Source organism: Bacillus sp. L_1B0_5 (assembly GCF_000836715.1).
In the GTDB taxonomy this organism is placed as follows: Bacteria; Bacillota; Bacilli; order Bacillales; family Bacillaceae_G; genus Bacillus_A; species Bacillus_A thuringiensis_S.
Genome location: NZ_JXIS01000075.1, coordinates 22,348 through 29,701, shown reverse-complemented (window position 1 = coordinate 29,701; position 7,354 = coordinate 22,348). Strand labels below are relative to the sequence as shown.

Here is a 7,354-nt window from a genome sequence, read left to right as displayed (position 1 = left end):
AGAAGTGAAACCGGAGGATCCGAAAGAACCGAAGGAGCCAGAAGTGAAACCGGAAGAACCGAAAGAACCGAAGGAGCCAGAAGTGAAACCGGAAGAACCGGAAGTAAAACTTGAAAAGTTAATTAAAGAACCGCAAGTAAAAGTAGAAAAAGAATTACCGAAAACAGGGGCAGCACATTCATGGATGATGTCAGTTGGTGCGGGAATTTCATTCTTAGTTGGCGGAGTATTATTCGTATTAGGTAGAAGAAGAAAACAATAATTTTTTTAGACGAAAAGCACAATGAGTTCGATAGTTTATCGAACTCATTGTGCTTTCGTGGTATATAAAAGCTCCTTCCACTTATGGAAGGAGCTTTTATTTTTTTCATATTAAAACATACTTGAGCTATGCATCGGTTGAAGTTTTGCATTTGGATCGAAGTAAGCTTTTGCATTGTTTACTGCTGTCGGTGCTTCGCCAAAGCCGCAAGCAATGAGTTTTACTTTTCCTTCATATGTACAAATGTCACCAGCAGCGTAAATGCCAGGAATATTTGTTTCCATTTTTGAATTTACAAGGATGCTATTTTTTTGTATATCTAAGCCCCAGTTTTTAATTGGACCAAGAGAGGAAACGAAGCCGTAGTTTACAATTACGTCGTCAACATCGATGATAACCTTTTCTTCAGTTTTTACGTGCTGAAGAACAACTTGTTCAATTTTGTCATCACCAATGAGTTCAACTGGAACATACGGTGTACTTACTTCTGCACGAGAATTCATTAAGTTTTCGACGCTATGTTCATGTGCGCGGAATTTATCACGGCGATGAACGATTGTAACTTTGTCAGCAATCGGTTCTAACATCATCGTCCAGTCTACTGCTGAGTCGCCACCGCCAAATACTACGACGCGCTTGCCAGCAAATTTATTCATATCATCAACGAAATAATGTAAGTTTTTCTTTTCGTATTTTGCTGTACCTTCTAATTCTAAGCGGCGTGGTTGGAAAGCACCATTGCCGGCAGTAATAATGACTGATTTAGAATAGTGAGTTTGTTTATTCGTAACCAGTTTAAATACACCATCAGCTTGTTTTTCAAGCGTATCAACAGCTTCTTCTAAGCAAATGGTTGGATCAAATTTCTTCATTTGCTCTTTTAAGTTATCAACTAATTCTTGTGCGCGCACTTTTGGAAATCCAGCTACATCATAAATGTATTTTTCAGGGTAGAGTGCGGATAATTGTCCTCCAAGTTGAGGTAAGCTTTCAATGATTTTTACACTTGCTTGTCTCATCCCGCCATAAAATGCTGTGAATAGTCCTGTTGGACCACCACCAATAATTGTTATGTCGTAAACTTTTTGATTTTCTGCCACTTTCATTCCCCCTATAGATGGAATTTTGATATTGATTTCATATATTGTTCATATGTACACGAAAATCCTGCAAATGATGACACTTTCAAATAAATGATAGCATATTTGAGTTCATAATACTCCTGAAAACGACTGAATTGTGTGTAAGTTTTCGCGTAGGTTCTTTTTTATTGTATAAAATATACAGAAAGGAAAATACATGAAAAAAAGGCTGAAAAACCCTTGAAAACGCTATGTTATTTTAAAATATTGATAATTCTCCAGACGCTTGAATTCTGGAATAAAACCGACTAATATAGGGAAGTATTATGTTAAATTTCTATGACAAAATTCGTACGATTTTTTGACTGCGTTTTGTTATGATATAGAATGTGATAAATTCCACATTCTTGACAAATAGAGTTTTTAGTACTTGGTATTATTTCTCATTACTATTATATAAAGAAAAGGGTTGTGATTTGGTGAAGACTCCAAAAATCGTAGTTTTAGGTGCAGGTTATGGCGGGATGATTACGACTGTTCGTCTGCAAAAAGCATTATCTGTAAATGAAGCTGAAATTACGTTAGTAAACAACAACAGCTATCACTATCAAGCGACTTGGTTACACGAGAGCGCAGCTGGTACATTACAAGATGAAAAAATCTGTCTAGATATTCAAGACGTTATTGATACAAATAAAGTGAACTTTGTACAAGACACAGTAGTAGAAATTAAAGCTGCTGAAAAACGCATTATCTTAAAAGACGGCGAGTTAGAGTATGACTACTTAGTAATCGGTCTTGGTTTCGAATCAGAAACATTCGGAATTACAGGATTAAAAGAGCATGCATTCTCAATCGCTAACATTAATGCAACTCGTGAAATTCGTGAGCATATGGAAGCTAGTTTCGCTAAATATGCAGATGAGAAGCGCGATGAGTTAGTAACAATCGTTGTTGGTGGTGCTGGATTCACTGGTATCGAGTACGTAGGTGAGCTTGCAAACCGTGTTCCTGAACTTTGCAAACAGTACAATGTACCACGTGAAAAAGCACGTATCATCTGTGTAGAAGCTGCTCCAACAGCACTTCCAGGTTTCGATCCAGCATTAGTAGAATATGCTGTAAAACAACTTGAGAAAAAAGGTGTAGAATTCCGCATCGGTACAGCAATTAAAGAAGCAACTGAAGAAGGTATTATCGTTGCAAATGGCGATGATACTGAATTAATTAAGTCTGAAACAGTAGTTTGGGCTGCAGGTGTTCGTGGTAATGGTATTGTGGAAGAGTCTGGTTTTGAAGCAATGCGCGGACGTGTAAAAGTTGATGAGTACATGCACGCTCCAGGATACGAAGAGGTATTCATGGTTGGTGATGCGGCGTTAATCATTAACGAAGAAATTAACCGTCCTTATCCACCAACAGCACAAATTGCAATTCAACAAGGTTACAACATTGCACACAACTTAACTGTATTAGTTCGTGGCAAGGGCGAAATGAAAAAATTCGCATTCGATAATAAAGGATCTGTATGTTCTTTAGGTCATGACGATGCAATGGGCGTTGTTATGGGTAAAAAGTTAACAGGTTGGAAAGCTTCTTTCATGAAGAAAGTAATCGATAACCGCTACCTATTCTTATTAGGTGGACCTTTATTAGTTCTTAAAAAAGGTAAATTAAAGTTCTTTTAATATATAGTAGAAAAAGCAGAAACGGCTAAGCGCTGTTTCTGCTTTTTTTATATAATATATGTTTTCGATATAGCGATACGAAGATGGAGAAATGTTTTTTTTGAACATTACCGTATCATGAAATGAATGAATCCAATGTTTTATTTTCTTCATAATTACATTCCTGCATCTTGATATTTTTTTGTTAACAGTATATCGACAAAATGGGTTTTTTCACTTTTTGAAAAAAGGAAATTTCACAGCGAATTAAAAAGTATAGTATAATATATAGAAAAGAAAGAATATTCTGTCCGTTCGGATGGAGGAGGATGCATCATGGGGAAGCGCGGGAAAGTATGGTTAGCTGTTAGTGGCCTAGTAGCTACAAAAGATGGCAGGTGGCTATTCGTTAAGAAGAAATACAGTGGATTAAAAGGGAAATGGTCTTTACCGGCTGGTTTTGTAAATGAAGGTGAGACAGTTGATGAAGCTGTGAAACGCGAAGTGTTAGAAGAGACAGGCATTGTCGCTCATGTGAAGGGGATCATTGGTGTTCGATCGGGTGTTATTCGTGATGAAATTAGTGATAATATGATTATTTTCCTTTTGGAGCCTGAAGGAGAAAATATTATTGTACAGGAGAAAGAATTGTCTGAAGTGGCGTTCTTACATCCAGATAAGATTGCGGACGATCCGAATACGTCTGTACTTATTAAATATTTGTTAGAAGGAAGATCAGAACTACATCTTGAAGTGGACAAAACATTAAATCCAGGAGAACCATTTGGTTATACAGCCTATCACGTATTTACGGCACGTGCGAAGGAGAGGGAAAAAGAGTGAGTATACCGGTACTACTTATTTCAATGATGTTATTCTTTATTTTGTTCTTTGGAATTGGATTTTTACTCAACATGATTTTACGGGCTACATGGGTAATGGTTATTGTGTATCCGATTGTTTGTATGCTTATTATTAATAAAGCGAGTATGTGGGATTATTTTTCAAAGCCGAAAGAAACATTTTCTTCATTTGGGACAAGTGTATCGCACTTAGGACAAGCAGACATGTTTATTCTATCTACTGGATTAGTAGGGGCTGCTTTAGCAGGAGTTGTGATCAAGAAACTTCGGAAAAGCGGATATCAAATGTTTTAATCTCCAACTAAGTTGGAGATTATTTTTTTGCATATTCCTTCATCGTATAGGGAATGATTAACGATGAAGGAGTGTGGAATATAAAAATGTTAAAACGATATTGTATTCGCATTATGATGACTTGTTTACTTGCATTTGCATTATGCGTAACATGGAAGGCTTTCACAGGAGTTTCTTTATTAGAGATTGTAAAGACATATGAAGGAATGAGTGCAAAAGAAGTACATGCAGCAGAAGTTAAGAGAGATGTTGCTCCGAGTAAAGAAGTGATAAATGCTTTAGAGCAGGCAAACGACTGGTCTAAATATCGTTCAATTGAAATGACTGCAACAGGTTATACATCGGGGATTGAGTCAACAGGTAAGAGGCCAGGGCATCCAGAGTATGGTATTACATATTCAGGTGTTAAAGTGAAAAGGGATTTATATTCCACAATTGCTGCGGACTTACGCGTATTCCCGATTGGAACGATTCTCTTCGTGCCAGGTTATGGGTATGGTGTAGTAGCTGATAAAGGCGGAGCAATAAAAGGAAACCGTCTTGATTTATATTATGATACGGTGAAAGATGTTTATAGCCAATGGGGTAAGAAAAAAGTAAATGTGTATGTAGTAAAAGTAGGAAATGGTAAGTTTACAGAAGAAGAGCTAACGATGTTAAATCAAGACGAAACGATGCAAGTGTTTCGTGGTCAATATTTAAAACAAAGATAGTCTAGTCGTAATTACGCTAGACTTTTTTTCTTGGTTTATTTCATAATAGAGGAGATTTTACACGTCATATAACTGTAGTTAGAATTGTCGCATTTTATCGAAAATAAAGTTATAATGGTGGTAGAGAAATTTAGGGGGTCTGAACATGTTTCAAGTACAAAAAGAATTAGCAAGTCATGAAGCAGTAATTGTCGCTTTATTTGAAGAAGAGAAAATGAGTAGTTTTGTACAAGAACTGGACAAAGCGTTTGAAGGACAATTACAAGTTTTACTAGAAGAGAAAGAATTATCTACGAAGAAAAAGGCCATTTCGAAAGTACATAGCTTAGGAAAAACAAATGTGAAACGTTATTACTTTGTTGGTTTAGGCAAGAAAGAGTCTTATACGACAGAAACGTTACGTGCGGCTCTTGGAAAAGCGTTTAAAACATTACAAGCAGCAAAAGTACAAGATGCAGCAATCTTACTTGATTCTTTCGTAACAGAGAAATTAGACGCGATTGATGTCGCTCATATTGCAGCAGAGGTACAAGGTCTTGGTACATATGAGTTACAAACGTATAAATCAGATAAAAAGGATCGTGTAGAGTTAGAGAAGTTCACGGCTATTACAGCGGAAGATGCACAAGAAATTGAAGCCGCATTAACAGTTGGCTACGTACATGGACGTGCAACAAATTCAGCTCGTACACTTGTAAATATGCCGCCAAACGTATTAACAGCGACGAAGCTTGCTGAGTATGCTGTTGAGTTAGCGGAGAAGTATGATATGGACTATAAAGTTCTTGAGAAAGAAGAGATGGAAGATCTTGGTATGGGTGCGTTACTTGCAGTAAACCAAGGTAGTGTAGAGCCACCAAAAATGATTGCTCTTATTTATAAAGGAAAAGAAGAGTGGACAGATGTCATTGGATTCGTTGGAAAAGGTATTACATACGATACAGGTGGTTATTCTTTAAAACCACGTGAAGGCATGGTTGGTATGAAAGGTGATATGGGCGGTGCAGCTGCTGTATTAGGTGCGATGGAAATTATCGGAGAACTGCGCCCAGAACAAAATGTGATCGCTGTTATTCCTTCAACTGATAACGTTGTAAGTGGTACGGCATTTAAGCCAGACGATGTAATCACATCTATGAGTGGAAAAACAATTGAAGTATTAAATACGGATGCAGAAGGTCGTCTAGCTTTAGCTGATGGTATTACGTATGCGAAAAAACTTGGTGCGAACTACCTTGTTGATGTTGCAACATTAACAGGCGGTGTAATTGTTGCACTTGGAAACAATACGACAGGCGCAATGACAAATAATGAAGAGTTGTTTGAGCAAGTGCTAGAGGCTTCTATGGAAACAGATGAGCCAATTTGGCAACTACCGATTTTTGATCGTGATAAAGAACGTGTGAGAAATAGTAAGTTTGCTGATTTAAATAACTCACCAGGCCGTGAAGGACATGCGGTTATGGCAGGTACATTCCTAGGTGAATTCGCTGAAGATACACCGTGGGTACACTTAGATATCGCTGGAACATCAGAAACAAAAGGCGCGCACGACTTAGGTCCAGCTGGAGCAACTGGTGCAATGGTACGTACACTTGCAACACTTGTGGAGCGTTTCGGAGAAGAATAAGAGTATAAGTGAAGACTGTTCCAATATTTTGGAACAGTCTTCTTTTTTATAGGTTTGTTTATCCTGCTATTTGTCGGGCAGTAAGACCCACACCTCAAAATTCAGTGGAAGCAAAGAAGTGAGGTGGGATTGCCCGTAAACGCTCGATTGGTGAGGGCTGATTAAAGTTTCACTTTATAAAGAAATCGTATACAAAACCCCATTTAAAGCAAAAGAAGTACGGCCCGTTTCTTCAGAGACAACTAATATAAGTGCATCACTCTTTTCTGATAAGCCTATTGCAGCTCTGTGACGTGTTCCTAGCTCAGGATCAACTTCTGTACTTTTCGTTAAAGGAAGAATATTAGCAGCTGAGACTATATGATTATTTTTTACGAGAACGGCACCGTCATGAAGAGGGTTACCTGGGTAAAATATTGATTCGAGTAATGGCGCAGTTAAATGAGCGTTTAATGTCGTTCCAGTTTGAATGAAAGCTTCAAGCGTCTCATTTCGTTCCACAACGATAAGAGCACCATGTTTTCTAGCGCTTAAATGTTGGATAGCTGTCGTAATAAAAGATGAACTTTCCGTATAAGGTGATAAATATGCCTGAATATAGTATGTAGCTGCCAATGTTTGCACATTTGCTAACATATGATGAATATCTTCCATTTTGCATAAAATACATTCGTCTTCTTTATCGATTGCGTTCCTCATAATCGATAGTTCTTTTTCAGCAATTTCAATCATTTGCTTTGTTTGTATTTTGAGCTCTTCTGACAAGCCCCATTCGTGCATAATCCTCATTCCCTTTAGTGGAGTATTTAACCATAGTGTATACAAATATTCCTAGTAAAATCC

The 7,354-nt window shown here is 37.5% G+C and carries 8 protein-coding genes; 6 read left to right on the top strand and 2 right to left on the bottom strand.

Translation table 11 applies throughout. The features are described from left to right. Positions 1-262 (top strand): LPXTG cell wall anchor domain-containing protein (locus RT27_RS22275; protein ID WP_043937551.1); only part of this gene is annotated, 262 nt, incomplete at its 5' end. 110 nt (positions 263-372) lie between these two features. Here RT27_RS22275 and RT27_RS22270 read toward each other — a convergent pair. Further along, positions 373-1,362, bottom strand: a complete 990-nt coding sequence (locus RT27_RS22270; RefSeq protein WP_016079876.1) for an NAD(P)/FAD-dependent oxidoreductase — start codon at positions 1,360-1,362, stop codon at positions 373-375. A 461-nt stretch (positions 1,363-1,823) separates the two neighbouring features. On the opposite strand from RT27_RS22270, the gene RT27_RS22265 reads away from it, so the two are divergent. From RT27_RS22265 to pepA, 5 genes are all read left to right on the top strand, one after another. After that, the gene (locus RT27_RS22265) at positions 1,824-3,032 is read left to right on the top strand and encodes an NAD(P)/FAD-dependent oxidoreductase (RefSeq protein ID WP_000856602.1); all 1,209 of its coding nucleotides are present in this window, start codon (positions 1,824-1,826) and stop codon (positions 3,030-3,032) included. Positions 3,033-3,347: 315 nt separating this feature from the next. Continuing rightward, positions 3,348-3,854 carry an NUDIX domain-containing protein gene (locus RT27_RS22260; protein WP_000517993.1) on the top strand — a complete coding sequence of 169 codons (507 nt, stop codon included), beginning with the start codon at positions 3,348-3,350 and terminating at the stop codon, positions 3,852-3,854. Continuing rightward, positions 3,851-4,168: a YuiB family protein gene (locus tag RT27_RS22255; RefSeq protein ID WP_016079877.1), complete on the top strand. Its 318-nt coding sequence runs from the start codon at positions 3,851-3,853 to the stop codon at positions 4,166-4,168. The genes RT27_RS22260 and RT27_RS22255 overlap by 4 nt, the downstream gene beginning before the upstream one ends. Positions 4,169-4,254: 86 nt before the next feature. Further along, positions 4,255-4,881, top strand: a complete 627-nt coding sequence (locus tag RT27_RS22250) for a 3D domain-containing protein (protein ID WP_016079878.1) — start codon at positions 4,255-4,257, stop codon at positions 4,879-4,881. 145 nt (positions 4,882-5,026) lie between these two features. Continuing rightward, positions 5,027-6,511: a cytosol aminopeptidase gene (gene pepA / locus RT27_RS22245; protein ID WP_016079879.1), complete on the top strand. Its 1,485-nt coding sequence runs from the start codon at positions 5,027-5,029 to the stop codon at positions 6,509-6,511. Positions 6,512-6,685: 174 nt separating this feature from the next. On the opposite strand, the gene cdaS is transcribed toward pepA, so the two are convergent. Continuing rightward, a complete protein-coding gene (gene cdaS, locus RT27_RS22240) occupies positions 6,686-7,291 on the bottom strand; it encodes a sporulation-specific diadenylate cyclase CdaS (protein ID WP_000545251.1) in 606 nt (201 codons plus the stop codon). Between the last annotated feature and the right edge of the window lie 63 nt (positions 7,292-7,354).

Excerpts from the sequence above, each read along its gene's own strand:
- RT27_RS22250 (WP_016079878.1), top strand. The coding sequence starts at position 4,255 with ATGTTAAAACGATATTGTATTCGCATTATGATGACTTGTTTACTTGCA.
- cdaS (WP_000545251.1), bottom strand. The coding sequence starts at position 7,291 with ATGCACGAATGGGGCTTGTCAGAAGAGCTCAAAATACAAACAAAGCAA.
- RT27_RS22260 (WP_000517993.1), top strand. The coding sequence starts at position 3,348 with ATGGGGAAGCGCGGGAAAGTATGGTTAGCTGTTAGTGGCCTAGTAGCT.
- pepA (WP_016079879.1), top strand. The coding sequence starts at position 5,027 with ATGTTTCAAGTACAAAAAGAATTAGCAAGTCATGAAGCAGTAATTGTC.